Source organism: Ensifer sp. ENS09, assembly GCF_014852425.1.
Lineage (GTDB): Bacteria > Pseudomonadota > Alphaproteobacteria > Rhizobiales > Rhizobiaceae > Ensifer.
On record NZ_JACVBP010000002.1, the window covers coordinates 1078016 to 1102027 of the forward strand.

At 63.6% G+C, this 24012-nt stretch carries 19 protein-coding genes; 7 read left to right on the forward strand and 12 right to left on the reverse strand.

Features of this window, described 5'->3' with window-relative positions; all coding sequences use genetic code 11:
• Positions 1 to 39: 39 nt before the first annotated feature.
• The 4 genes from IB267_RS13315 to mutS all read right to left on the reverse strand — a co-directional run bounded on the left by IB267_RS13315 (position 40) and on the right by mutS (position 7848).
• On the reverse strand, positions 40 to 432 hold the full coding sequence (locus tag IB267_RS13315; protein WP_192448016.1) for a VOC family protein: 393 nt from the start codon (positions 430 to 432) through the stop codon (positions 40 to 42).
• The gene (gene murJ, locus IB267_RS13320; RefSeq protein WP_192448017.1) at positions 432 to 2027 is read right to left on the reverse strand and encodes a murein biosynthesis integral membrane protein MurJ; all 1596 of its coding nucleotides are present in this window, start codon (positions 2025 to 2027) and stop codon (positions 432 to 434) included. Before murJ ends, IB267_RS13315 begins: the two co-directional genes overlap by 1 nt.
• Positions 2024 to 4867 (reverse strand): [protein-PII] uridylyltransferase, encoded by a 2844-nt coding sequence (locus IB267_RS13325; RefSeq protein ID WP_192448018.1) that lies wholly within the window; start codon positions 4865 to 4867, stop codon positions 2024 to 2026. Before IB267_RS13325 ends, murJ begins: the two co-directional genes overlap by 4 nt.
• 227 nt (positions 4868 to 5094) lie before the next feature.
• Positions 5095 to 7848: a DNA mismatch repair protein MutS gene (gene mutS / locus IB267_RS13330; protein WP_192448019.1), complete on the reverse strand. Its 2754-nt coding sequence runs from the start codon at positions 7846 to 7848 to the stop codon at positions 5095 to 5097.
• Positions 7849 to 7951: 103 nt separating this feature from the next.
• Here mutS and IB267_RS13335 point away from each other — a divergent pair, with 103 nt between their 5' ends.
• Positions 7952 to 10237 carry an NADP-dependent malic enzyme gene (locus IB267_RS13335; RefSeq protein WP_192448020.1) on the forward strand — a complete coding sequence of 762 codons (2286 nt, stop codon included), beginning with the start codon at positions 7952 to 7954 and terminating at the stop codon, positions 10235 to 10237.
• Positions 10238 to 10583: 346 nt separating this feature from the next.
• Here IB267_RS13335 and IB267_RS13340 read toward each other — a convergent pair whose 3' ends face one another.
• The 5 genes from IB267_RS13340 to IB267_RS13360 all read right to left on the reverse strand — a co-directional run bounded on the left by IB267_RS13340 (position 10584) and on the right by IB267_RS13360 (position 16427).
• Complete coding sequence (locus IB267_RS13340; RefSeq protein ID WP_043615637.1) at positions 10584 to 11474, reverse strand: GNAT family N-acetyltransferase; 891 nt, start codon at positions 11472 to 11474, stop codon at positions 10584 to 10586.
• Between the two features lie 121 nt (positions 11475 to 11595).
• A complete protein-coding gene (locus IB267_RS13345; RefSeq protein WP_192448021.1) occupies positions 11596 to 13872 on the reverse strand; it encodes an ATP-binding protein in 2277 nt (758 codons plus the stop codon).
• 55 nt (positions 13873 to 13927) lie between these two features.
• Positions 13928 to 14419, reverse strand: coding sequence for a signal peptidase II (gene lspA, locus IB267_RS13350; protein ID WP_043615632.1), 492 nt, complete (start codon positions 14417 to 14419; stop codon positions 13928 to 13930).
• The gene (locus IB267_RS13355; RefSeq protein WP_192448022.1) at positions 14416 to 15276 is read right to left on the reverse strand and encodes an RNA methyltransferase; all 861 of its coding nucleotides are present in this window, start codon (positions 15274 to 15276) and stop codon (positions 14416 to 14418) included. Before IB267_RS13355 ends, lspA begins: the two co-directional genes overlap by 4 nt.
• Positions 15273 to 16427, reverse strand: a complete 1155-nt coding sequence (locus tag IB267_RS13360; protein WP_192448023.1) for a class I SAM-dependent rRNA methyltransferase — start codon at positions 16425 to 16427, stop codon at positions 15273 to 15275. The genes IB267_RS13355 and IB267_RS13360 overlap by 4 nt, the downstream gene beginning before the upstream one ends.
• A 310-nt stretch (positions 16428 to 16737) precedes the next feature.
• Here IB267_RS13360 and IB267_RS13365 point away from each other — a divergent pair, with 310 nt between their 5' ends.
• On the forward strand, positions 16738 to 17196 hold the full coding sequence (locus tag IB267_RS13365) for a carbon monoxide dehydrogenase subunit G (protein WP_192448024.1): 459 nt from the start codon (positions 16738 to 16740) through the stop codon (positions 17194 to 17196).
• A 57-nt stretch (positions 17197 to 17253) separates the two neighbouring features.
• Here IB267_RS13365 and IB267_RS13370 read toward each other — a convergent pair whose 3' ends face one another.
• The 3 genes from IB267_RS13370 to sppA form a co-directional block, all read right to left on the reverse strand.
• Positions 17254 to 17598, reverse strand: coding sequence for a lipopolysaccharide assembly protein LapA domain-containing protein (locus IB267_RS13370; protein ID WP_034797442.1), 345 nt, complete (start codon positions 17596 to 17598; stop codon positions 17254 to 17256).
• Between the two features lie 107 nt (positions 17599 to 17705).
• Complete coding sequence (locus IB267_RS13375; RefSeq protein ID WP_371742532.1) at positions 17706 to 18101, reverse strand: integration host factor subunit beta; 396 nt, start codon at positions 18099 to 18101, stop codon at positions 17706 to 17708.
• Positions 18102 to 18137: 36 nt separating this feature from the next.
• Positions 18138 to 19097, reverse strand: a complete 960-nt coding sequence (gene sppA / locus IB267_RS13380) for a signal peptide peptidase SppA (protein WP_043615623.1) — start codon at positions 19095 to 19097, stop codon at positions 18138 to 18140.
• 263 nt (positions 19098 to 19360) lie between these two features.
• Here sppA and lptC point away from each other — a divergent pair, with 263 nt between their 5' ends.
• The 5 genes from lptC to hpf all read left to right on the forward strand — a co-directional run bounded on the left by lptC (position 19361) and on the right by hpf (position 23918).
• Positions 19361 to 20029, forward strand: a complete 669-nt coding sequence (gene lptC, locus IB267_RS13385) for an LPS export ABC transporter periplasmic protein LptC (RefSeq protein WP_043615620.1) — start codon at positions 19361 to 19363, stop codon at positions 20027 to 20029.
• Positions 20030 to 20044: 15 nt separating this feature from the next.
• The gene (locus IB267_RS13390; protein WP_192448025.1) at positions 20045 to 20605 is read left to right on the forward strand and encodes an LptA/OstA family protein; all 561 of its coding nucleotides are present in this window, start codon (positions 20045 to 20047) and stop codon (positions 20603 to 20605) included.
• 12 nt (positions 20606 to 20617) lie between these two features.
• Positions 20618 to 21436 (forward strand): LPS export ABC transporter ATP-binding protein, encoded by an 819-nt coding sequence (gene lptB / locus IB267_RS13395; RefSeq protein WP_192448026.1) that lies wholly within the window; start codon positions 20618 to 20620, stop codon positions 21434 to 21436.
• A gap of 146 nt (positions 21437 to 21582) precedes the next feature.
• Positions 21583 to 23121 carry an RNA polymerase factor sigma-54 gene (gene rpoN / locus IB267_RS13400; RefSeq protein ID WP_192448027.1) on the forward strand — a complete coding sequence of 513 codons (1539 nt, stop codon included), beginning with the start codon at positions 21583 to 21585 and terminating at the stop codon, positions 23119 to 23121.
• 224 nt (positions 23122 to 23345) lie between these two features.
• Positions 23346 to 23918 carry a ribosome hibernation-promoting factor, HPF/YfiA family gene (gene hpf, locus IB267_RS13405; protein WP_034797455.1) on the forward strand — a complete coding sequence of 191 codons (573 nt, stop codon included), beginning with the start codon at positions 23346 to 23348 and terminating at the stop codon, positions 23916 to 23918.
• Positions 23919 to 24012: the final 94 nt, after the last annotated feature.

The following is a 24012-nucleotide window of genomic DNA, read 5'->3' on the forward strand; positions in this document are numbered from 1 at the left end:
GCAGGATGCAAGGCAATCAAGGGGCCCGGCGAGGCACCCTCATGCCGCCGGCTGCAGCAGATCCCAATGGTTGCCGAACGGGTCGCTGAAGACCGCCACGGTGCCATAGGGCTCGTGGCGCGGCGCTTCGAGAAAGACGACGCCTGCGGCCAGCATCGCCGCATGGTCGCGGGAAAAATCGTCGGTGAACAGGAAGAAGCCGACCCGGCCGCCGGTCTGGTTGCCGATCGCCGCCTGCTGGCGCTCGCCGTCCGCCTTGGCGAGCAGCAAAGCCGTCTCGACAGCACCCTTGGGACGAACGACGACCCAGCGTTTGGTCGCATCGAGGACGGTGTCTTCGACGAGATCGAAACCGAGCTTGCCGCAATAGAAGGCGATGCCGGCATCGTAATCCGGCACGACCAGGGCAATGCGTGCGATGGTCTGGCGCATCAGTCGCTCGCCTCAGGTGCTGCGTCGGGCGCTTTCGCCCCGCGCTTGATGTTGCGGCGGATCATCCCGAGGCTCGCGCCACCGAGCCCGAAGGCAAGCGCAAAGTAGATCACCATGGCGACCGCGACGAGACCCGTCAGCGTCGTTGCCCGCGTGAAGAGCGAGGCTGCCGAGGACAGCTCGAAGGCGAACCAGTCGACAGCATAATACAGCGCCGCCGCCATGCCCGCCGCGGCGAGGACGAGACGCGGGATACGGGTCAGAAGCGGGATGTCCCTGCCCCAATGGCCGCGCCAGACAAGCGTTGCGAACAGCAGCACGGCATTGACCCAGCCGGCAACGATCTCGGCGGTAGCGATGCCGCTGGCGCCAAGCCGTGGAAACAGGGTGAGCGCCAGGGACACGTTCACGACGACGGAAATCGCAGCGAAGATCATCGGCGTGCGCGTATCTTCACGCGCGAAGAAGCCGGGAATGAAGGCTTTGATCAGCACGAAAGCCGGCAGGCCGAGACCGTAGATCGCCAGAATATGACCGACGATGACGGTCGAATCGGCCGAGAACTTGCCGCGCTCGAACAGCAACCGGACGATCGGCTCGGACATGACGAGCAAGGCGGCCGCGGCTGGCAGTGTCAGGAACAGCGTGAACTCGACCGAGCGGTTCTGCAGGTTCGAGGCCTCGTTGACGTTGCCCGAACGCAGCGCCCGGGCAAGTTCCGGCAGAAGCACGGTTGCGACAGCAATGCCGACGACACCGAGCGGAAGCTGATAGATGCGGTCGGCATAGACGAGCGATGACACCGCACCTTCCTGCGCCGAGGCGATGTTGGTGTTGATCAGGAGGTTGATCTGGGTGATGCCGCCGGTGATCGCCGCCGGAAGCGCCAGCACCAAAAGACGCCGGACATTGGCGGTCATCTTCGGGCGGCGAAGGCCGATCTTGATACCGGCGTCGCGCACGGCGATCCAGACGATCGCAAGCTGAACGAGACCGGCGGCCATGACGCCCCAGGAAAGTCCGTAGCCGACCGCGATCGGATCCTGACCCGCATACCAGGCATAGCCGAGCACGCCGATGAGGATGAAATTGAGGAAGACCGGTGCGATCGCCGCTGCGAAATAGCGGTGTAGCGAATTCAGCATGCCCGCCATCATCGCCGCCAGCGACATGCAGGCGAGATAGGGGAACATGATCGCCGCAAAGACGATGGTGCTGCCGAGCTTTTCCGGGTCGTCGGCAAAGCCGGGCGCAATCAGGTTGCTGACGATGAAGGGCATCGTCAATTCCATCGCGATCGTCAGGAACAGGAGCACGGTGAAGAGGACGCCGAAGACCTCCTCGGAGAAACGCCGGGCGCCGTCCATGCCGTTCGCCTCGATCTCCCGGGCAAAGAGCGGCACGAAAGCGGAATTGAAGGCGCCTTCGGCAAAGAGGCGCCGGAAGGTGTTGGGCAGGCGGAAGGCGGTGTTGAAGGCGTCGGCAACGGGGCCGGTGCCAAGCGCTGCCGCCATGAAGGTTTCGCGGATGAAGCCGAACAGGCGGCTTCCGAGCGTCGCGCCGCCGACGGTTGCAAATTTCTTGACCAGACTCATGTTTCGGCTTTTGTCGTTCTGTGAGCGGAGGAAACGCCCGGGGGCGGCGCGATGATGCCCGAGGGCATGCGGTCGCGCGCTTCGTCCCCCTCCCCGGCCATGACGGCCTTGAGGCGTGCGGCAATGTTCATCTGACGGTTTTCACTCGTCACCTTCTGGCCGACGAGGTCGGTGACGTAGAAGGTGTCGATCACCTTCTCGCCGAAGGTGGTGATGTGCGCCGAGGCGATGTCGAGCGAAAGATCGGACAGCACCGCGGTGATCTCGGACAGGAGGCCCGGACGGTCGAGGCCTTCGACCTCGATCACCGTGAACTTGTTCGACAGCGTGTTGCTGATCGTCACTTCCGGCGTGACGGTAAACGCCTTGGTGCGCTTCTTCATCTTGGTGCGGCTGGCAATCACTTCCGGCAGGCGCTTGCGGCCCGAAAGCACGTCCTCGATCAGCTTGCCGATGCTGGCAGCCCGGCGCATCTCGTCCTCGTCGACGGCGAACTCGCGGTTGACGAGAATAGTGTCGAGAGCGCGTCCGTCCGAGGTCGTGAAGATCTGCGCGTCGACGATGTTGGCGCCGGCGGCCGCACAGGCCCCGGCAATGACAGTCAGAAGTCGCGGATGGTCCGGCGAAAGCACGGTGATTTCGGTGATCGCATGGAACTGGTGGGTGCGCACCATGGTCGCGAGAGCCTTGCCGGCGGCATCCGCCTCGCGGATGAAGCGCGCATGCCGGATCTGGTCTTCCAGCGCCACCGTCAGGAGATAGGGCTGGTAGTGCAGGCGCACATAGTCGTCGCGCTCCTTTTCGGACCAATCCGTCAGGGCCTCGCCGAGCATGATCGCGGCATGGGCCGCACGTTCCTTGCGCGACAGTTCCGAGAAGCCGCCCGACAGCAACAGCTCGGTCTCGTAATAGAGCGTGCGCAGGAGCTGGCCCTTCCAGCCGTTCCAGACACCCGGGCCGACGGCGCGGATATCGCAGACGGTCAGGACGAGCAGCATCTTCAGCCGGTCGAGCGACTGCACTCGCTCGGCGAAATCGACGATCGTCTTGCGGTCGTTGAGGTCGCGCGTCTGGGCGACCATCGACATCAGCAGATGCTCCTCGATCAGCCAGGCGACCAGTTCGGTCTGCTTCGGCGACAGTCCGAAGCGCGGGCAGAGCTTGCGCGCCACCTTGGCGCCGGCGGTCGAGTGATCCTCGGGCCGGCCTTTGGCGATGTCGTGCAGCAGCACGGCGACATAGAGCGCCTCGCGATCCTCGATCCCCGGCATCAGCTTGGCAACGAGCGGATGGGCCTCCTCCTCGATGCCGCCCTCGATGCGCGACAGCACATCGACGGTGCGCAGCAGGTGCTCATCGACCGTATAGTGATGATACATGTTGAACTGCATCATCGAGACGATCTTGCCGAAATCCGGAATGAAGCGGCCGAGCACGCCCGCCTCGTTCATGCGGCGCAAGATCAGTTCCGGCTTGCGGCGCGAGGTGAGGATCGACAGGAAGAGCCGGTTCGCCTCCTCGTTTTCGCGTAGCGCCGGCTTGATCAGGCTCAGCGAGCGCGTCACCTGGCGCAGTGCCGCCGGATGGAATTCCAGTCCGTTGATATCGGCGATGTGGAAGAAGCGCAGCAGATTGACCGGATCGCGCTTGAAGACATCGGGGCTTGCAAGCGCGATGCGACCGCCGTCGTCGACGAAATCGAGCGTACCGGCGATCTTGCGGCTGCGATGGGTGAAACGGCCGATGATGCCGGAAATGCCGGGCGCGTCCTTGGCCTGCTGGTCTTCGAGCGCTGCGCAGAAGATGCGGGTGAGATCGCCGACGTCCTTGGCCACCAGGAAGAAGTGCTTCATGAAGCGTTCGACGGCGGACAGGCCAGGGTGGTCATGGTAGCCGAGCGCCTCGGCGATCTCACGCTGGATATCGAAGGAAAGCCGCTCCTCGGATTTGCCGGTGAGGAAATGCATGTGGCAGCGCACCGCCCAGAGGAAGTCCTCGGCTTTCTGGAAGAGTTGGTACTCCTGCCGCGACAAGACGCCGAGCTTGACGAGGTCGGCAGTGTCCTTCAGCCGGTAGAAGTACTTGGCGATCCAGAACAGCGTGTGCAGGTCGCGGAGCCCGCCCTTGCCTTCCTTGACGTTCGGCTCGACGAGATAGCGCGTGTCGCCGGCCTTGCGGTGACGCTCGTCGCGCTCGGCCAGCTTGGCGGCGATGAAATCCGGGCCGGTGTTGCGGACGATCTCGTGGTCGAAGCGGGTTTCCAGTTCGGCGCAGAGCGTCTGCGAGCCGCAGATGTAGCGTGTCTCGAGGATGGCCGTGCGGATCGTCATGTCGGCGCGTGACAACCGGATGCACTCGTCGATGGTGCGGGTGGCGTGGCCGACCTTGAAGCCCAGATCCCAGAGAATATAGAGCATGAACTCGATCGCCGGCTCGGCCCAGACGGCCTTTTTCACCGGCAGCAGGAACAGAAGGTCGATGTCGGAACCGGGCGCCAGCGTGCCGCGGCCATAGCCGCCGACCGCCGTCACGGCGATCCGCGACGCCGGCGGTGCATTGGCGGCATCGAAGATCTCGTTCAGCACGAAATCATGCAGGACCGTGATCAGCTGATCCTGCAGCCAGGAAATACGCTCGGCGCAGAGAATGCCGGCACCGTCGGCATTGAACAGTTCACGGGCCTTTGCCCGGCCAGCGACGTTTGCCTGCTTGAAGGCCGCGAGCAGCGCCTGACGCATCGGGTCGCGCTGTTCGGCATGGGCCGAGGCGATGAAGTCGCATTTCGCCCGGAGCGCTGCGACGTCGAGAATTTCGGGAAAGGAAATGTCTTGTCTGCCCATGAAGTGCCGAGGGGCGCCCTGTCCGACTGGTTGCGTGGTCGTTCGCTGTCAAGCGCTCCTGCATGATCCTTGCGACCGAGGCCGAATAAAGACCAAACAGCAATCAAGCGCCGCGCCGGCAAAGGCGCGCGGCGCTGTATAGCCTTTTTACCGACGGCTTGCACAGGAAAAAGGCGCAGCGCATAGGCCAAGGTTGGAATGCGGGCGGGAAACCGCACGCACGTTCCTCACCCCGCCTTGGTCGCGCTCAATTCCTTCTTCAGCGCATAGAGCGCATCGAGCGCCTCGCGCGGCGTCATGTCGTCGGGGTTCAGCGCCTTCAGCGCCTCGTCGACCTTGGAATTTCCGGTGGGCTTCACCTCTTCGCGGCGGATCGCCACCTGGAACAGCGGCAGATCGTCGATCAGCTGGCTCGCCGGGTTCTTGCGGTCCGCATCCTCGAGCTTGGCGAGCACGTCCTTGGCGCGGGCCACGACCGAGGCCGGCAGGCCGGCGAGACGGGCGACCTGAATGCCGTAGGAGCGGTCGGCAGCACCCGGACCGACCTCATGCAGGAAGATCACGTCGCCGTGCCATTCCTTGACACGCATCGTCGCATTCGAGAGACGGCCGAGCTTTTCCGAAAGCACGGTCAGCTCATGGAAGTGGGTGGCGAAGAGACCGCGGCAGCGGTTCGCCTCATGCAGGTGCTCGACCGCCGCCCAGGCGATCGACAGGCCGTCGAAGGTGGCGGTGCCGCGGCCGATCTCGTCGAGGATGACCAGCGAGCGGTCGGTTGCCTGGTTGAGGATCGCGGCCGTCTCGACCATCTCGACCATGAAGGTCGAGCGGCCGCGCGCCAGATCGTCGGAGGCGCCGACGCGGGAGAAGAGCCGGTCGACGATGCCGATATGGGCGCTCGCGGCAGGCACGAAGGTGCCCATCTGCGCCATGATCGCGATCAGCGCGTTCTGGCGCAGGAAGGTCGACTTACCGCCCATGTTCGGACCGGTGAGCAGCCAGATCGCGCCGCCCTCCTCGCCTTCGGGCGGAGAAAGATCGCAGCCATTGGCGACGAAGGCATTCGACGCCTGACGCTTCAGCGCCTGCTCGACCACCGGATGGCGGCCGCCGTCGATCGCAAACATGCGCGAACGGTCGACCGTGGGGCGGGCATAGGCCTGTTCCTCGGCGAGAACCGCAAGACCGACGGAGACGTCGACGGTCGCAAGCGCCAGTGCCGCCGCCTTCAGCGTCTCGGCAGCAGCGACGACCTCTGCCGTCATCCGGTCGAAGGCTTCGAGCTCGATCGACAGCGCGCGGTCGGCGGCGTTGGCGATCTTGCTTTCAAGCTCGGCCAGTTCCGTCGTGGTGAAGCGCATCGCGTTCGCCATCGTCTGGCGATGGATGAATCGGGCGCGACCGGCATCCGTGTCGGTCATCGAACCGGCATTGCCCGCCGTTACCTCGATGAAGTAGCCGAGCACGTTGTTGTGCTTGATCTTCAGCGACTTGATGCCGGTCTCTTCGGAATATTGCAGCTGCAGCCCGGCGATCACCCGGCGCGACTGATCGCGCAGGCCCCGGACCTCGTCGAGCTCGGCATTGGCGCCTTCGCACACGAAACCGCCGTCGCGCTTCAGAAGCGGCAGCTCGTCGCCAAGCGTCGCATCGAGCAGGCCGAGCAGACCGGCAGGCAGCGCCTCGATCGAAGCGCGCGCACCTTTCAGCTCATCAGACAGCGTGCCGGTCGCCATCATCCGCGCAATCGACGCGGAGGCATGCAGGCCGGCCCGGATGGCGCCGAGATCGCGCGGGCCACCACGGCCAAGGGCCAATCGCGACAGGGCACGCGGCATATCCGGCGCGCGACGCAGCGCATCGCGCAGCTCGCCGGCAAAGGACGGCTGGTCTGCCAGGATCTCGATGGAATCGAGACGCTCATTGATACGGTCCGGGTCGGTCAGCGGCGACATCAGCCGCTCGGCCAGAAGCCGGGCGCCGCCGCTTGTCACGGTGCGGTCGAGCGCCTTCAACAGCGTGCCTTCGCGTGCGCCGGACAGCGTCTTTACCAGTTCCAGATTGCCGCGGGTCGCCGGGTCGATGAAGAGCGTCGAGGCGGCACTTTCGCGCTCGGGCGTACCGAGCGCCGGCCGCTCGGCAAGCTGGGTCTTTTCGACATAGGAGATCGCCGCAGACGCCGCCGCGAGTTCGGCGCGCGAGAAGGTGCCGAAACCGTCGAGTGTCTTGACGCCGAAGTAGCGGCTGATGCGGCCCTCGGCCGTCGCGCTATCGAACAGCACCGCCGGCTGCGGCACGGCCACGCGGCCGAGCACGTCGAAGACGGGCCTTAGTTCCGGGTCGTGAAAGACCGTATCGGCCAGGATCAGTTCGCGCGGCTCGATGCGCAGGATATCGGCAAGCAGCCGGCTCTCGGCGGTCTCGGCCAGCCGGAAGATGCCGGTGGAGATGTCGATCCAGGCAAGCGCGTAGGCAGGCTCCGAGCCGCTCTTGATCCGCGCCAGCGCCATCAGATAGTTGGTCTCGGACGGCGAAAGCAGTTTCTCTTCGGTGATCGTACCCGGTGTGACCAGGCGCACCACGTCGCGGCGCACCACTGACTTGGCTCCGCGCTTCTTGGCTTCCGCCGGGTCTTCCACCTGCTCGCAGACGGCGACGCGGAAGCCGAGGCCGATCAGCTTCTGCAGGTAATCATCGGCCGCATGCACCGGCACGCCGCACATCGGGATCTCCTGCCCCATATGCTGGCCACGCTTGGTCAGCGTGATGCCGAGCGCGCGCGAGGCTTCGACCGCGTCCTGGAAGAACAGCTCGTAGAAGTCGCCCATGCGATAGAACAGCAGCGAGTCCGGGTTGTTCGCCTTGATCTCGATGAATTGTTCCATCATCGGCGTCGCGGTGGAACGGCTTTCCTCGCTCGCCAATTCGGCTGCGGATAAAACCTCCCCCGCGCGGGTCGAATAGTCTGTCACGAAATTCATGATTGTTCCGAAAAAAGAGATGGCACACTATCGCCAAGCAAATATAGACGACAACCATAAAGAGGCGCGCCGCAAGGCTCGCCCACAGGAGGATAGAGGAAACATGCCGGCCACCGACAAGACCGATCGCACAATGACGAGCGTCACCGCGCAGGAAGCGCTTGATTTTCACTCGCAGGGTCGCCCCGGAAAGCTGGAGATTTCCCCCACCAAGGCGATGGCCACCCAGCGCGACCTGTCGCTCGCCTATTCACCGGGCGTTGCAGTCCCCGTGAAGGCGATCGCCGAGGATCCCAACACCGCCTATGACTATACGACCCGCGGCAACATGGTGGCCGTGATCTCGAACGGCACGGCCATCCTTGGCCTCGGCAATCTCGGCGCGCTTGCCTCCAAGCCGGTCATGGAAGGCAAGGCCGTGCTGTTCAAGCGCTTTGCCGACGTCGATTCCATCGACCTTGAAGTCGATACCGAAAACGTCGACGAGTTCATCAACTGCGTGCGTTTCCTCGGGCCCTCCTTCGGCGGCATCAATCTTGAAGACATCAAGGCGCCGGACTGTTTCATCATCGAGCAGAAGCTGCGCGAGGTGATGGACATCCCGGTGTTCCACGACGACCAGCACGGCACAGCGATCATCGCCGCGGCCGGCCTCATCAACGCGCTGGCGCTGACCGGCCGCGACTTCAAGACGACGAAGCTCGTCTGCAACGGCGCAGGTGCCGCAGCCATCGCCTGCATCGAGCTCATCAAGTCGATGGGCTTCAATCCGGAAAACGTGATCCTGTGTGATACCAAGGGCGTGATCTTCCAAGGCCGCACCGAGGGCATGAACCAGTGGAAGTCGGCCCATGCGGTCAAGACCGACCGCCGCACGCTGGCCGAAGCGATGGACGGCGCCGACGTGGTCTTCGGTCTGTCGGCCAAGGGCGCGCTTTCGGAGGACATGGTGCGCTCGATGGCGCCGCGGCCGATCATCTTCGCCATGGCCAATCCGGACCCGGAAATCACGCCTGAGGAAGTCGCCCGTATCCGCGACGACGCCATCGTCGCCACCGGCCGTTCGGACTATCCGAACCAGGTCAACAACGTGCTCGGCTTCCCCTACATCTTCCGCGGCGCGCTCGACGTGCGCGCGACAACGATCAACGACGAGATGAAGATCGCCGCAGCGGAAGCGCTCGCAAGCCTTGCCAAGGAAGACGTGCCCGATGATGTCGCCGCCGCCTACCAGGGCAACCGGCCGCGCTTCGGCCCGCAATACATCATCCCGGTCCCCTTCGACCCGCGGCTGATCTCGGCGATCCCGATGGCGGTCGCCAAGGCAGCGATGGAAAGCGGCGTCGCCCGCAAGCCGATCACCGACCTCGAAGCCTATGGCCGCCAGCTTTCCGCCCGCCGCGACCCGATCGCCTCGACGCTGCAGCGCATCTACGAGCGCGTCCGGCGCCAGCCGAAACGCATCGTCTTTGCCGAAGGCGAGGAAGTGCAGGTCATGCGCTCGGCCATCGCCTATGCCAACCAGCAGCTTGGCACCGCCATCCTGCTCGGGCGCGAAGAGCGCATGCGCGAGACGGCGGAGCGTGAAGGCATCGACCTCGACCGCCCCGGCATCCAGATCGTCAATGCGCGGCTTTCCAAGCGTGTCGGCGCCTATACGGACTATCTCTATGCCCGCCTGCAGCGGAAGGGTTTCCTCTTCCGCGACGCCCAGCGTCTGATCAACAACGACCGCAACCACTTCGCCGCCTGCATGGTGGCGCTCGGTGACGCCGACGGCATGGTGACGGGTCTCACCCGCAACTATTCGACGGCGCTCGAAGACGTGCGCCGCTGCATCGACCCGAAGCCCGGCCACCGCGTCATCGGCGTCTCGATCGCGCTCTGCCGCGGCCGTACCGTGCTCGTCGCCGACACGGCGGTTCACGACATGCCCTCTTCGGAGGAGCTTGCCGATATCGCCGAGGAAGCGGCCGGCCTCGCCAAGCGTCTCGGCTACGTGCCGCGCGTGGCGATGCTTGCCTATTCCACCTTCGGCCATCCCCAGGGCGAGCGTTCCGAGCGGGTGCGCGAGGCGGTCAACATCCTCGACAAGCGTCGCGTCGATTTCGAGTATGACGGCGAAATGGCCGCCGACGTCGCGCTCAATGCCCGGGTCATGGAGCAATACCCGTTCTGCCGACTTTCGGGCACGGCCAACGTGCTCGTCATGCCGGCGTTCCACTCGGCATCGATCTCGACCAAGATGCTGCAGGAACTCGGCGGCTCGACGGTGATCGGTCCGCTGCTCGTCGGCTTCGACAAGTCGATCCAGATCGTCTCGATGTCGGCCAAGGATTCCGACATCGTCAATATGGCGGCGATCGCGGCCTATAACGCCGGCATGTAGGACCGGAACCGGTCCGGCGGCTGCTCCATTTCAGTGCAGCCGTCTCCATTCGGATCAACGCGCGACCCCGATTGGTAGCAATTCGAAACAACTATAAAGAAGAAAAGCCCGCCTTCCGAAAAGGAGGCGGGCTTAATAACATGTAATGCATTTATGTTTAAGGTAATGAAAGACGGAGTCTTGGGAACCCTATGCCTGTCGATCCCCGGAAGATCGGCAGTTTCTCCATTTATTTTCTCTATTCGTTCGTCATGAAACTAGAGAAGAACATGACAATACATGTCTCTCTTTCGACCCTGAAAGTCAAACCCATCATTAATAATTGGTTAACCCCACCGGGACCCGGTCAGGAGGCGGCGCCACCGAAACGTCCGGCATCCGCGCCGTAGTAGTTGAGGTAGCGGCCCGAGATGTTGCTGATCGGCAAAACGATCAGAACGTCGGTGGTGCGGAACGCATGATCGACCACCGCTCCGTCGCCGACCATGGCGCCGAGCCGCATATAGCCCTTGATCAAGGGCGGCAGAGCGGCAAGCGCCTTCTTGGCATTGATCGCCTCGGCCGGCATCAGATCCATCGTCCGGTGCAGCTCGGGCCGTGCGCTGACGGCCCAGTCGTCGCGGGCGCGGATATTGTGGTGCAGGAAGGATAGCGCCAGCGCATGTTCGGCCGGAACGACACCGGGGAACGAACCGCAGCCGAACATCGCGTCCATGCCGTATTTGAGCGCATAGGCCCAGTTGCCCTGCCACAGGAGTTCGACTGTGCGCTTGGTCCGGTAGTCCGGCAGGACGCAGGAACGGCCGAGCTCCATGAAGCGCTTGGTCGGATGACGGGCGAGAAGCGCATCGATCGCGAATTCGGAAGACGAGTAGAAGCCGCCCGAGCGCTCAGCCACATCCTGGCGCAGCAACCGGTATGTTCCGACGATCTGATCCTCGGCGTCGCCTTCGATCGAGGTATCGAGAACCAAAAGATGGTCGCAGATCGCGTCCCAGCTGTCGACGTCGCGCTTGCGCCGATCGGCCTCGGGGCCGACCTGCGCCTTCATCTCCTCGACGAAAACCTTGTAACGCACGGCCTGAGCGGCATCGATTTCCGACGCCGTTCGGGCAAGCCGCGTCTCGAGATTGGCGATCCTGCCGAGAACGTCGGACGCCGGAGCGGCGGCTTTCTTGCCGATGCAAGCCTGAGAAGTGTCAACCACGTTCGCCGAATCCAGTAGCTCGATGGCCATCCGCGTAATCCCGAATCAAATCTGTCTGCGGGGGCTTAGACCACGTTTCTGCAACAACATAGTGACATGAACATTGCGTACAACCCCCGCTGTCCGATCAATACCGTAACCACCGCAAGAGTTACCGTTTGCGCAGCAGACGCGCGATCTCGGCGGTCAGCACCTGTGGTTCCACGGGCTTGGCGAGCACGACATCGGCACCGGCGGCAAGCAGGCGGTCGCGCATGTCCTCGCGGATATCCGACGTCAGAACGATCACCGGCAGCCGCGCCAGCGCGCGCGACGCCTCGTCCGCGCGTATCTGCCGTATCATGGAAAGCCCGTCGCCACCCGGCATGTTGAGGTCGGTGACGAGAAGCTCCGGCGATGTGTTACCGGCGGGCGCCCGTAGCGTCTCGGCGACCCCCGCGAAATCGCTGACCAGTTGAACCGCATGTCCCGAGCGCTGCAGCAGGGTGCGGATGATCAGTGCATTGATCGGGTCGTCCTCGGCCAACAGGATGCCGTGTCCCGGTCGACGGTCGGGTTCGACGACCGGCTCCTCGCGCAGGACCGGCCTGTTGTCGTTGATCGCGTCGCGCTTTTCGATGCCCTTCAGGCGGCCGAGCAGCACTTCGACCAGCGACTTTTCGCGCAAGGGCCGGATCAGCCAAGCCTCGTAGCCATCCATCTGGTTGACGGGATGACTGTTGCGCTCCTCCGGATTGATCAGATAGGTGCGGCGAACCTCCAGCCGCCCGATGGCCGGCTGCAGCGCCAGAAGCTGCTCGTACTGCTGTGCGTGCCGGTGATCGACGATCACGTCGGTGAGCGCCGCGCCGCCTGCCTGCACGTCGGCGAGAACATGCTGGGCTGCGGCAAGCGTCGTTGCGCGGTGGCAGCGCCCGCCAAGCGTCGCGATGGTTGCGGCCAGCGCCGCCGAGGCCGGGCCATCTGGGGCCATGACCAGCACATGCGATCCGGCAAGAGTGGAGCGGCGCTCCGGCGCGATCGCCTCGACCTCTGCAAGCGGCATGCGGATTTCAAAGCGGCTGCCGCGGCCGGGCGCGCTTGCGGCCGTGAGGCTGCCGCCGCAGGCCTGCATGATGCGCCTGGAGATCGCAAGGCCGAGCCCTGTGCCCTTGGCGCGTTGCTCGTCGTTGCCGGCCTGCTCGAACTCCTCGAAGATGCGCTTCAAATCTTCGGGCGACATGCCCGGACCCGTATCGTCGATGCGGATCCGCACGCCGTCTTCGATCGTGTCGGCGCTGACGAAGACGCCGCCGACTTCCGTAAATTTGACCGCGTTGCCGATGACGTTGAAAAGCACCTGGCGCAGACGCGCGGCATCGAAAGCCATCAGCGCGGGGACGTCGACGGAAACGGTGGCGCCGATCTCGATGCCCTTCTCGTGGGCGCGGTTGGAGAGCATTTCCACGACGCTCTCGATCACGCCACGCGGATCCTGGCGGCTCGGGCGAAACTGGAAGCGACCGGCCGAAAGCGACGAAAAGTCGATAAGGTCTTCGACGAGCTGGACCAGCGCGTGGCCGGATTGCTGCATTCCGGCGAGATAGTTCTTCTGCTCGCTCGACAGGCGGGTCTGGCCGAGCAGATGGCTCATGCCGAGAATGCCCGAAAGCGGCGTGCGGATCTCATGGCTGACGGTGGCAAGCAGTCGCGACTTTGCCTGGCTGGCCTCTTCAGCCCGCCGGCGCGCCGCCTCACGCTCGCGCGCCGCCCGCGCTTCCTCGGTGACATCGCGCGCAATGCTGTGGCGCATGAGCTTGCCGCTCGCCGGATCGCGGGCGATCACGTCATGCCAATCGAAAAGGCGGATGCCTTCGGCCGCGGCGATGCGCACGAGGTAATGATTGGGCGCGGCCTTCGGCTCGAAGCTCAGGCCAAGGGCGCCGCAGGCCATGCCCCGGACATCCGACCGGCCGCAGATCTGATGGAAGACGGCATTGGCGTGGACAATCTTTCCGTCCATGCCGCGCATGATCGCAAGGTCGCCCAGCGCATCGTGAATGGTCGAAAGCAGCGCCGAGGTTTCAGAGCGGCGCCAATCCTTGTCTCGCTCCGCCTCATCGGAAACCGGCACGCTATCGAACGCGCGGATGGCTTCAACGGCGAGCAGAAGCGCACCGACCACGCCGGCCGCGGCAATCGCCGCGGCGAACAAGTGGAAGCCGGCAGTCATGCCGACGACGAGGATAAGGCCGGAAGCGACTAGGCCGAGCAGCGCCAGGGATGCGTAATTAAGCGCAGAGCGCGTACCGGAAGCCGGCTGCGCCGACACCTCACGGGACGGCGCCCCATCGAGCGGAAGCGCCGAAACCGACGCAGCGCTACCCGCCCGGGCGTCTCTCCCGAAGCCGGTTTCGATCCGCTCTAGCAGTCGTGACGGTTCGCTCATGCGTTCCGGCTAACACGACAGGCGTTCCGAATGGCTTCAAGGCTTCGATAAAATCTTACCGATCCGCCTTTTTCGCGTGCAGAAGCTCGTCAAGGATGATCGCCCCGGCCCCGATGGTGATGAAGGTATCGGCCAGATTGAAGACGGCAAAGGACCACGTCTCCGTATAGAACAGGATGTAGTCGATGACGTAGCCGAAGATCACCCGGTCGACGAGGTTGCCAAGCGCACCGGCGATGATCAGCGCGTAGCCGAAATGGGCGAAGAACCGGTCCTTCGGCGTGCGCTTCCATAGCCAGAGCACGAAGGCGCAGACGGTGAGCCGCATGCCGACGATGAACCAGCCTTCCATGCCCGACAGCATCGAGAAGGCGACGCCGTAGTTGTAGGTGCGGTAGAGAGCCAGCATTGGCACCACATGGACCGCCTGGTTGAACGGCAGGTAAAGCTCGACCAGATACTTGATCACCTGATCGGCGATGAGCGCGAGAACGATGAAGACCGCGATCGGCAGCGGCCGCGAAAACAGCACCTGCTTCTCGCTCATGCACGGGCATCCAGGGTCAGAAGGTGACGGCGCGCCTCGAACAGCATGATGCCGGTGGCGATCGCTAGGTTGAGCGAGTCGGCGCGGCCGGCTTGCGGGATGCGGGCAAGCGCACCGGCCTCGCGGGCGAGCTCCTCCGGCAGACCCGACTGCTCGTTGCCCATCAAAAGCACGACCGGCTTCGACTTGTAGTCAATGGTGCGATAGTCGACGGCACCGGCGAGATGGGTCGCGACGACCTTCACGCCGGCGGATTTCTGCCAGCGGATGAAATCCTCGACGCTGGCGCGCGCCACCGGCATCGCAAAGACCGAGCCCATCGTCGCGCGCACGGTTTCGAGCGAAAACGGATCGGTGGTCTCGCCGACGAGAATGACGCCGGAGGCACCGGCGGCATCGGCCGTGCGGATGACGGTGCCGAGGTTACCGGGGTCACGGACGCGATCGAGCGCCACATAGGTTTCGCCGAGCTGCGGCTTCAGGTCCTTCAGCGACTGGTAGCGCTGCTCGAAGATGCCGACGACCATCTGCGGATTGTCGCGCCGGGTGATCGTCGACAGCACCTTTTCGCTGACTTCCAGCACCAGCCCGCCCTTGGCGAAGGTCTTTGCCGCCACCTGTTCGACATGCGGCTTGCCCTTGGCGGCCTTCGCATAGATCAGCGTCTTGATCTTCCAGCCGAGGTCGAGCGCGTCGATCACCAGCTTCAGGCCTTCGGCCATGAAGGAGCGCGTCTCGTCGCGGTGCTTCTTCTGCGTCAGCGCGCGAATATCCTTGATGATCGGGTTGGTGAGGCTCGTGACCTCCTTCACCTGACCGACACGACCGGTGCCGTGCTCGCTTCTGTCGTTCGTCATTGCGGTACCCAGCGGCTGAAGAGTGAAGTCGAAAGCGCCCTGCCCGGCTCGCGGCCGTCAAGCCCGCCCTCGCGGATGATGAGTTCGCCCGACTCCACCCGGCCGCCGCGGCCGCGCATCGTCTCGCGCATCAGTTCATGGATCGAGTAGAAGCTCGCCCGGATCGAATAGGCCGTCAGCACCAGGCCGCGCGCCTCCGGCGACAGGATCTCGCGGCAGATGTCGAGCATCGCGGCCAGGTGGTCGAAAAGCTGCCAGACCTCGCCGTTCGGCCCGCGGCCGAACTTCGGCGGGTCGGTGAGGATGATGTCGTAGCGGCTGCCGCGTCGCTCCTCGCGTTGGATGAACTTCATCGCATCGTCGCAGATCCAGCGGATCGGCAGGTTTTCGGCCCGCGCCAGCTGCTGGTTCTCGCGCGCCCAGCCGATCGCCTTCTTCGAGGCGTCGACATGGGTGACCTCGGCGCCGGCCCTGGCGGCGATCAGCGAGGCAACGCCAGTGTAGCCGAAGAGGTTCAGAACCTTCAGCGGCCGTCCGGCCGCCTCGACCTGCTCCTTCACCCAGCTCCAGTGCGCGAGCTGTTCGGGAAAGACGCCGACATGGCGGAACGAGGTGAAACGGCCGTGGAACTCCGTATTGAGAAGCTGCATCGGCCAGGTTTCGCCGAGCACGGCGCCGGGAAAGCGCCAGCGGCCCATGCCGTCTTCGTCGGTGTCGCCGGTGAAGATCGCGTCGGTTTTTTCCCAGACGCTGTCGGGCAGGTTGCGCGGCCAGAGCGCCTGCGCCTCGGGGCGAACGATGCGGTAGGGACCGTACTGTTCCAGCTTCTCGCCGGCGCCGCTGTCGATCAGGTGGTAGCCGGAAGCGTCGGACGTTTCAAGAATGAGCGGCACGCGCTCGGCCGGCTTGTCGCCGGTTCGCCGCGCGATCACCCGCGCCGGCGTTTCCTGCGCAGGCGCATGCTTTGCTGGCTTCTCGCGCGTCTCCGCGCCCTGCGCTACCGCCGGTCGCGCCGGCCGCTCCTTGAAGCCGCCGCCCTTTGGCGGCGCCGAACGCTTCTGATCGTGGCGGCCGCCGCCACGCGCTTCGGCACCACGGCCCTTGGCCGTCGTCACGGAGGCATTCTTCGACCGCCGGTCCTTTTCCTTCACGCTGAAATCCCTGGGCTTTGCTAGTGCATGGGCCGCCTGCCTACGCAGTATCCGGGACGGGCCGGCGGACGCCATGAGGTTTGTCGCCGCAGCCTGAAGCCGCGGCATCTCTTGAAGCTGCAAATAGCATCGCTGATGCTCTTGGCAAAGCCGTTTCCGTTTTGCGAAGATCAAGGCGCAAGAACCCGCTGCGAATTTCCATGGGCCGGAACCGGCTTCGCGACAAAATTCCGCGGCAGGTCTAGTGTGTCGAAGCGACATTTGCGCGTCGATATCGGGCGCGCGGCGTCGCATGGGGGGAGGAAAACGCATGGACATGACCGGCGAAGAGCGGATTGCGGCTGGGCGCGACGCGGTGTGGCGCGGCCTCAACGACCCGGAGATCCTCAAACGATGCATCCCCGGATGCCAGTCGCTGGAAATGACGTCGCCGACCGAGCTTGCGGCCGTGGTGAAGATCAAGATCGGCCCGGTCTCGGCCTCCTTCACCGGCAATGTCGTGCTCTCTAACCTCAATCCGCCAGAGAGCTATACGATCTCGGGCGAAGGCAAGGGCGGCATCGCCGGCTTTGCCAAGGGCGGCGCCGATGTCGCTTTGACCGAGGACGGGGAAGAAACGGTGCTGCGTTACGACGTCAAGGCGGAGATCGGTGGGAAGCTCGCGCAGCTCGGCTCGCGTCTGATCGACTCGACCGCCAAGAAATTGGCGCAGCAATTTTTCGCCGATTTTAGCGCCGCCGTTGGCGGCACGGCGGAAGCTGCGAGCTGAAAACGCAACGCGGCCGGGGCATCCCGTCTCGGCCTTCGCAGGCTTGTGAGCGTCTGATCAGTTCTGCGGCGCTGCCAGCGTCGCCTGGGTTGCGAGCTTTTCCGCCTGGCTGCGGTGTTTCTCCGCCTCGCGGTGCCACTTCACTGCTTCGTTGGCCTCGTTGCGCGCGCGCCGCCGGTACTTGCCCTGGCTGAACCAGGTCGCGGCGGCACCGAGAATGACGCCGACGATGACCGCAAGGAACAGGAAGACGAAGAACGGCGCGCTCACCGAAAGCACGCTGTCTTCCGGCCGGAAGGGGTTCAGTGCCAGCGTCACGCTCTGGCGGTTGGCTACGCTGAGCACAATCAGGATAATGGCGACCGGCACAAGAACAACGATGTTGATCAGTTTCTTGAACATTCAATCGCTCCATTTCGCCGACGCCCACACTCTTTGCCGGACACTTGCCGGCAACGGGCCTCGTTTACAGGGGGTCGCTGGGGGTCTCTGTAGACCGCCAAGGATAATCAATCCTCGTCGTCGCCGTTCATGCCCGGGTTGAGCCGCTCGCGCAGTTCCTTGCCGGTCTTGAAGAACGGCACCCATTTTTCCTCGACGAAGACGGAATCGCCGGTTCGAGGGTTGCGCCCGGACCGCGAGGGCCGGTTCTTGACTGAGAAGGCGCCGAAGCCACGCAGTTCGACCCGGTTGCCTGCGGCGAGCGCGTCGGTGATCTCATCGAGGACCGCGTTGACGATATTTTCGACGTCGCGGTGGTAGAGATGCGGATTGCGAGCTGCAACAATCTGCACCAGTTCTGACTTGATCACTGTCGCCCCCTCAAATTCTTGTTTGTTTTGCTTTTTCGGTCTGCATTGTGATTTCCGCAAGGCGGTGCGCGGCATTTGCAAAATCACCGACATCGCTCGACGGCTCAGGCTGGGTATATGTCGCCTTGCTCATTGGCCATCAACCTGCCAAACCGAAACAAGACCGTCAAGAAACAACTTGTCGCCTGCAACTTTTTCGAGCCCGCTCATTGCCGGAAAAGCGTCATATCCCAACATCTTGATCCAGTTGCCGACCAGCGCGCCGAGGCCAAAAGGAAGGGTCTTGCGGGGGGCTTCCCAATCGACGATCGGTAGGTCCTTCGACACCTTTTTCTCGGTGAGGAAGGCGCGAATTTCGTCCTCGCCGCCGAGCTTGTCGACGAGCTTGGCCTTCAGCGCCTGGCGACCGGTGAAAATGCGTCCGTCGGCGAGCAGCAACGCATCGGGACGCGACAACTTGCGGCGCTCGGCAACCAGGTCGACGAACCAGGCGTAGCTGTCGTCGATCATCGACTGGATCATGGCCTTCGCCTCGTCGCTGGCCGGATGGAAGGGCGAAGGTTCCGCCTTCAGCGGCCGCGACTTGATCGATTCCAGGGAAACGCCGAGCTTGTCCATCAGCTCCTTGACCTGCGGGTACTGGAAGATGACGCCGATGGAGCCGGTGATCGAGCTTTCGCCGGCAACGATCGTATCGCCGCCGAGCGCAATCATGTAGCCCGCCGAAGCGGCAAGCGTGCGCACGTCGGAAACGACCGGTTTCTTGGCGGCGACCTTGCGGATCGCCTTATAGATAACCTCGCCGCCATAGGTGGTGCCACCCGGCGACGAAATGGTCACGACCAGCGCCTTGACGCTGTCGTTGTCGGCAATCTTCTGCAGGCGCTCGAGCAGCTCGCGGTCATCCTGGATCAGGCCGGTGATCGCGACACGCGCCACATGCTGCCTGTTGTGACCGACGTCGTCGGCAGCACCGGACCATGCAAAGATGGCGAGCGCGACGAGGAGAAGCAGGCCCGCCACCACAAAGCGCCAGAAGCTCAACTTCCGGCGCAGGCTGCGGCGATCGGCGATGGCGAGTTCGTCCATGTGGGTTTCTCCCGATTTGTTGGCGCTGCTTCTGTCAGTTTCCGCGGGAACGTGCTATCTGCGCGCGAAGAGGCATATTCCATAAACGCGCTTGGTCACGGTTGAAAGCCGCGGCGGGCGTTTTTGCGCCTTACCCGAGTTTTTTTGCGGCGCCATTGTGCGACAGCAAAAAATATCCATATTTGCGACGACTTACACCAATGTATGTAAATGACCCCTTCGCCGGGTCAGCGACAAAAGCAGTAGAACCGACAGGCCTTTTCATGTTGAACCACGCGCCAGCGCCGGGCATCTTTGCCGATACGGGTGCGAGCTCCGCCGACGCCTACGCGCTCGCCGCGCGGCATTCCGCGCGCGTGCGTCGCCTGAAGATCATCCTGCCGATCATCGCCGGCGTCATCGCCGTCATTTTTGCCGCCGTGTCCTTCGTGCGCGCCTTCATGCCCGTCGACCTGCAGATCGAGACCGCGACGATCGAGGATGGCAAGATCGTCATGAAGAACCCGGCGATCTCCGGCCGCAACAAGCAGGGCATCAGCTATTCGATGAAGGCCCAGCGGGCGCTTCAGGACATCGCCAATCCCGACATCATCACGCTGCAGACGATCCACGCGGAAATGCCGATGAAGGATTCGATGATGGCAACCGTCGATGCCACCAACGGCATCTACGATCGCGGCGCCAATACGCTCGACATGAACGCCCCGTTCACCATTTCCGTCAATAATGGCATCAACGCCGACTTCCAGTCGGCCTATCTGGACATCAATGCCGGCGAGATGGAAACGAAGCAGCCCGTTGCGATCAGCATGAAGGGTGGTTCGATCATTGCGCAGACGCTGCGAATGACGGATAAGGGACGTATTGTAATTTTCGAGGGCATGGTGAGGGTGAACGTCGAGCCCACCGCCATCCGCAAAAACGCGAAATAGGACCCGGTGCACTCCATGTCGGTCACAACCGCATCATTTTTCAAGATTTCCGCCAGCCTGGCCATTGCCGGAGCCGGCGCTTTGATTATTGCCTCCGGCGCTTTTGCGCAGGCCACGTCGAGCAAGATGAAGGGCCTTGAGCTGTCCAACGACAAGCCGATCCAGATCGAGAGCGACAAGCTCGAAATCAAGGACCCGGAAAGCAAGGCGATCTTCAGCGGCAACGTCAAGGTCGTGCAGGGCACGACGACGCTGCAGGCGGGCAACATGGTCGTCTTCTACAAGTCCGGCGGCGGCTCGGTTTCGAGCGGCGACGCCGACATCGACCGCATCGAGGTCAGCAACAAGGTTTTCCTGAGCTCCGGCACCCAGCAGGCGACGGCCGACACCGGCTCGTTCGACATGACCAAGCAGGTCTTCGTTCTCAAGGGCGACAAGGTCGTCCTCTCGGAAGGCAAGAACGTCTTCGTCGGCTGCCAGCTCAACGTCCAGATGGAAACCGGTGAGGCCCAGCTCGAAGCCTGCGGCGGCCGCGTGCAGATCCAGCTCGACCCGAAGTCCCGCAAGACGAACTGACGTAGACCGCTCGTGCAACTTCCCTTCCTCCACAAGCGCAAACGGGTCCGCAAGCCGTCGGCGACCGCTGCGGTCGCCTCCGGCCATGCGGTCGACAAGGCGCGCTATGACGGCACGCTGATCGCCCGTGGGCTGACCAAGGCCTATCGCGAGCGCCGGGTCGTCAACGGCGTATCGCTCGTGGTGCGGCGCGGCGAAGCCGTAGGCCTGCTCGGGCCGAACGGCGCCGGCAAGACCACCTGCTTCTACATGATCACCGGCCTCGTCCCCGTCGACGAGGGCTCGATCGAGATCAACGGCAACGACGTGACGACCATGCCGATGTATCGGCGTGCACGCCTCGGCGTCGGCTACCTGCCGCAGGAAGCGTCGATCTTCCGCGGGCTGACGGTCGAGGAGAACATCCGCGCCGTGCTCGAGGTCCACGACAGGAACCTGGAGCGACGCGAGAGCAAGCTCAACGACCTGCTCGGCGAGTTCAACATCACGCATCTGCGCAAGTCGCCGGCGATTGCGCTTTCCGGTGGCGAACGCCGCCGTCTCGAAATCGCCCGCGCGCTTGCGACCGACCCGACCTTCATGCTGCTCGATGAGCCCTTTGCCGGCGTCGATCCGATCTCGGTCGCCGACATCCAGGCACTTGTCCGGCACCTGACATCGCGCGGCATCGGCGTTTTGATCACCGACCACAACGTTCGCGAGACGCTCGGCCTCATCGACCGTGCCTACATTATCCATGCCGGCGAAGTGCTGACGCATGGTCGCGCCAACGACATCGTCACCAATCCTGACGTGCGCCGGCTCTATCTCGGCGACAATTTCAGCCTCTGAGACCGCCTCGCGGGCGATTCCGCCCGCGATCGCGCTTGACCAAACCTTTCCGATAAGCAATTTTTGGGCCAATTAAGAAAAGGGCCCGATCGGCGACCGGAGAAGCACCGCGGCCCCTGGAGATTTCTCGGGAGTTTCGCGTCAGCATGGCCCTGTCCGCCAGCCTTCATCTGCGCCAATCCCAGTCCCTGGTGATGACGCCACAACTCATGCAGTCGATCCAGCTGCTGCAGATGACGCATCTTGAACTCAACCAGTTCATCGCCCAGGAAGTCGAAAAGAACCCGCTGCTCGAATTTCAGGCAAATGACGATCAGCTCACCCCGGAGCGGGGCGAGATGGCCGGCGGCGACGAGAGTGGCGGAAACGACGACGGCGGCGGCCAGGCGGATCTCTATGACAGCGCCACATCGCAGAGCGGCGAGCGGCTTGACGACCAGCTCGATGCCGATTTCGCCAATGTCTTCCAGGACGACACGACGCCGCAGCGCGCCGACGCGCCGGAATTGCTTGGCCAGTGGAAATCGATGCCCGGCGGCGGCGAGGGCGAAGACTACGACCTCGACGACTTCGTGGCCGGCCGCAAGAGCTTGCGCGAAACGCTTCTGGAACAATTGCCCTTCGCGCTGCCAGCGCCGTCAGACCGACTGATCGCGCAGCACCTCATCGACCAGCTGGACGACGCCGGCTACCTGCAGGCGGACCTCGGCGAGGTCGGCGAACGGCTGGGTGCCGCGCATGCCGACGTCGTCAGGGTGCTGCTGACGCTGCAGCAGTTCGATCCGCCGGGCGTCTTTGCCCGTTCGCTCGGCGAATGTCTCGCCATCCAGCTGCGCGCCCGCGACCGGCTCGACCCGGCGATGGAGGCGCTGCTTGCCAATCTCGAACTTCTGGCGCGACGGGATTTCGCAACGCTCAAGAAGATCTGCGGCGTCGACGAGGAAGACCTGATCGACATGCTGGCGGAAATCCGCAAGCTCGACCCGAAGCCGGGCACCAGCTTCGAGACCAGCGTCAGCGAGGCGATCGTGCCCGATATCGTCGTGCGGGCAGCGCCCGACGGGTCGTGGCTGGTCGAGCTCAATCCGGACGCTTTGCCGCGCGTTCTGGTCAACCAGGACTACTTCGCTTCGGTTTCGCGCGGCACGCAGAAAAACAGCGCCGACCAGGCCTTCCTCAACGAGTGCCTGCAGAATGCCAACTGGTTGACGCGTAGCCTCGACCAGCGCGCCCGCACGATCATGAAGGTCGCGACCGAGATCGTGCGCCAGCAGGACGCCTTTCTCGCCAACGGCATCGGGCATCTCAGGCCGCTGAACCTCAAGACCGTGGCCGACGCCATCAAGATGCATGAATCGACCGTCAGCCGCGTCACCTCGAACAAGTACATGCTGACGCCGCGCGGGCTGTTCGAACTCAAATATTTCTTCACCGTCTCGATTGGCTCGGCCGAAGGCGGCGACAGCCATTCGGCGGAATCCGTCCGCCACAAGATCCGCACGCTGATCCAGGAGGAGACCACCGAGGCCGTGCTTTCCGATGACGACATCGTCGACATCCTCAAGAAGGCCGGCATCGACATCGCGCGGCGCACGGTCGCCAAATACCGGGAGGCGATGAACATCCCCTCCTCCGTGCAGCGCCGGCGGGAGAAGCGCGCGCTCGCCAAGGCCTCCGGTTTCTGAGCCCCGAACGTTAAGGCGCATTAACTTTTTTGCGACCTTCGATTGACTCTCTCCGACACAGGCGATATGAGCCCGCCGCAATTGCCGGGGACATGCTCGCCCCGGAGGCGACCGGTGCGACCGGTGGCTGCGACAGAGGCGCGCTCGCAAGTCTGAAAGGCTTGGATGACGGGACCGCTTGGAATAGACTGGCTGCGCAAATCACGAACGAGAGAGGAAACTCCATGAGTGTGCGTGTATCCGGTAAACAGATGGAAATCGGCGATTCGTTCCGCGCCCGCATTGGCGAGCAGATCGAGCAGGCCGTTACCAAATATTTCGACGGAGGATATTCAAGCCAGGTCACTGTGGAAAAATCCGGGCCGCGCTTTAGCGCCGACTGCAAGCTTCATCTCGATACGGGCGTGGTAATGCAGGCGAATGGCCAGGCGAACGATCCACAGGCAGCCTTCGACGCGGCGTCGGACCGCATCGAAAAGCGCCTGCGTCGCTACAAGCGCAAGCTGAAGGATCATCACAACGGCAACGGACAGAACGCTGCCGAAGTGGCCTACACAGTGATGGATTCGGTGCCCTTCGAGGATGACGAAGTCCCCGAGGATTACGCACCGACGATCGTCGCCGAAAGCTCGAAACAATTGAGGACGATGTCTGTCGCCAGCGCCGTGATGGCACTCGACATGACGGATGAACCCGTCCTCATGTTCCGCACTCCCGGCAAGGCCGAACTGAATATCGTCTACAGACGCAACGACGGAAATATTGGCTGGATCGACGCTGCCAATATCAAAGCATGAGCGAAAAAGAGGGATGCCGGCATGCCGGCGTCCCTCTCCCGCAACTCAGCGGCCAGGCCGGAAAATGTGACTTTTCTGTGCATGGAACCCGCCA